This is a genomic window from Nocardia wallacei, assembly GCF_029869545.1.
GTDB lineage: Bacteria > Actinomycetota > Actinomycetes > Mycobacteriales > Mycobacteriaceae > Nocardia > Nocardia wallacei_A.
Genome location: NZ_JARWQD010000192.1, coordinates 1 through 2,486 on the forward strand (window position 1 = coordinate 1; position 2,486 = coordinate 2,486).

At 70.0% G+C, this 2,486-nt stretch carries 2 protein-coding genes; both read left to right on the forward strand.

The features are described 5' to 3' along the window. Positions 1-122 precede the first annotated feature (122 nt). Positions 123-1,790: a DUF885 domain-containing protein gene (locus QH290_RS15925; protein WP_280383621.1), complete on the forward strand. Its 1,668-nt coding sequence runs from the start codon at positions 123-125 to the stop codon at positions 1,788-1,790. Positions 1,791-2,084: 294 nt separating this feature from the next. Beyond that, a complete protein-coding gene (locus QH290_RS15930) occupies positions 2,085-2,375 on the forward strand; it encodes a hypothetical protein (RefSeq protein ID WP_280261582.1) in 291 nt (96 codons plus the stop codon). The last annotated feature ends 111 nt before the right edge of the window (positions 2,376-2,486 follow it).

The window sequence follows — 2,486 nt, forward strand, 5'->3', positions numbered from 1 at the left end:
CCACCACGCCCGCGGCCTCGGCCGCCCCGATCGCCAGCGGCGTGCAGCAGGCCGGGTCGCTGCTCGGCGGCGTGGCATCCACCGGCGGCTCGATGATGAGCAGCCTGGTCAGTCCGGCTTCCATGTCCACCTCGTCCTCGCGCCCCAACATCACCTGGCCCTGGGCCGGGGGGGCGCCCCGTCTGGCGCCCCCGCTGCTGGGGGACCGGCGCTTCGACGATCGCATCGAGGATCTGTCGGAGGAGGCCGAGCGGCGGCTGCAGGCGGCGTGGGAGCGGCTGCTGGGGCGGGTCACGGCGCTGGATCCCGAGCGGCTGACCGCGGAGGACCGCGTCACTCGCAGCCTGCTGCGCAACGAGCTGGAGGCCGGGATCGACCATATCGCGTGGCGACCGACGGAACTCGCCTCCGACCAGATGGACGGGGTGCACGCCGGGATGCTCACGCTGGCGCCGCAGGTCAACGCGCCGCAGCCGGAGCACGCGCTGGCGCTCGTGCAGCGCTACCGGCAGTTCGGGACGCTGCTCGACCAGGCGGTGCGGCGTTTCCGCAACGGACTCGACGCGGGGCGCACCCCGGCCCGGATCACGATCGAGCGATCGCTCAACCAGCTCGACGGCTACCTGGCCTCCGATCCGGCGAGCGACCCGTTCGTCACCTTCGCCGGGCCCTCCGACTGGGATGGCGAAAAGGATTGGCGCGCAACGCTGTCCGAGGTGGCCCGCGAGGTGATCCGCCCGGCGTTCCGGACCTACCGCGACGTCCTGGCCGACGAACTGCTCCCGGCCGCCCGCCCGGACGACAAACCCGGCCTGTGCTGGCTGGGTGCCGACGGCGAGGACATCTACCGGCGCCTGCTGCTGCATCACACCACGCTGCCCGACCTGGGCGCCGACGAGATCCACGAGCTGGGCCTGGCCGAGCTCGAGCGGCTGCGCGAGGAGTACGCGGAGGTGGGCGCCCGGCTGTTCGGCACCACCGACCAGGCCGACATCTTCGCCCGGCTGCGCGAGGACACCGACCTGCGCTACCGCGACGGCGACGAGATCATGGCCGATGCCCGGCGATACCTCGGCGCCGCAATTGCCGAGATGCCCAACTGGTTCGGGCGGCTGCCGCGCGAATCCTGTGACATCGTCCCGGTTCCGGAGTTCCTGGCCGCGGATGCGCCTGCGGCGTACTACTTCCCGCCCGCCTCCGACGGCTCCCGCCCCGGTACCTACTTCGTCAACCAGCACGATCCCAAGAGCCGCAGCCGATTCGAGACCGCCGCGGTGGCCTACCACGAGGCCATTCCGGGCCATCACCTGCAGCTGACCATCGCCAACGAGCTCGATCACCTGCCGCGATTCCAGCGCCAGTCGTTCTCCAACACCGCCTTCGTGGAGGGCTGGGCGCTCTACACCGAGCGCCTCGCCGACGAGATGGGTTTGTACAGTGACGATCTGGCCCGCGTCGGGATGCTGGCCGCCGATTCGTGGCGCTCGTGCCGCCTGGTGGTCGACACCGGCCTGCACGCCAAGGGCTGGAGTCGCCAGCGGGCCGTCGATTTCATGGTCGCCAACGCGCCGGTCGCGGTCTCGGAGATCATCGTCGAGGTCGACCGCTACATCGCCATACCCGGCCAGGCCGTCGCCTACAAGGTCGGCCAGCTGGAGATCCGGCGGCAGCGCGAACTGGCCGCCCGCCGGCTCGGGGATCGCTTCGACATCAAGGCCTTTCACGATGTGGTGCTGGGTGCGGGATCGGTGAGCCTGCCGGTGCTGCGGGAGTTGGCCGCCACGCTGTAGCAACTTTCCGGCGAGTCGTACCCGTCTCGGAGGCGCACGGTGTCCGGTCGCGTACCGTGCGCCTGCGGTGAACGCGTATCCGAAGAATCGTCCCTAAACGGGACAGAGGTTTTCGGTCGCGTGATCAGCTGTGTGGACGTTGGTGTGTCCACTTCCGGCAGGGGGCGCCGATGCGGTTCAATTGATGTTGTTCGACGAGTTACACCTGCATGCTCTCGCCGCCCACGGCGTCATCCGGGCGGACTGCTTCACAACGGCAATACCTCAGCATCCGAGAGGACAACGAACGTGAGCATGGTTCTCGCCGCGGCACACGATATGTACAGCACGGTGCTGGCTCAGGTCGGCAACCCGACCCCGGAGACTCCACCGGCGGCCGACAAGCTGATGAAGCTGGTGCGGTATTTCACCTGGTTCATCCTGCTGTCCGGCGTCATGGCCGTCACCTACGGCGGCGGCAAGTTCGCCTGGGAGAAGTGGAGCGGCGGCGGCCTGGAGTCGCCGAAGATGATCGCGGGCGCCATGATCGGCGGCGGCGTTGCCACCAGCGCCGGCACCATCATGAACGCGGTCATCGGGGCCTGAGCCCGCCCATGACGCGGGCGCCGGCGGGCCCGCCGACGGCGGCGCCGCCGCCGCCCGCGCCGAGGGGGATGGAGTAGCCCCCGGAGCCACCCCCCACAAAGAAGCCACCAC

What these genes read in the sequence shown, in the direction of transcription:
- QH290_RS15925 (WP_280383621.1), top strand. Translation starts at nt 123, where the DNA reads ATGTCCACCTCGTCCTCGCGCCCCAACATCACCTGGCCCTGGGCCGGG.
- QH290_RS15930 (WP_280261582.1), top strand. Translation starts at nt 2,085, where the DNA reads ATGGTTCTCGCCGCGGCACACGATATGTACAGCACGGTGCTGGCTCAG.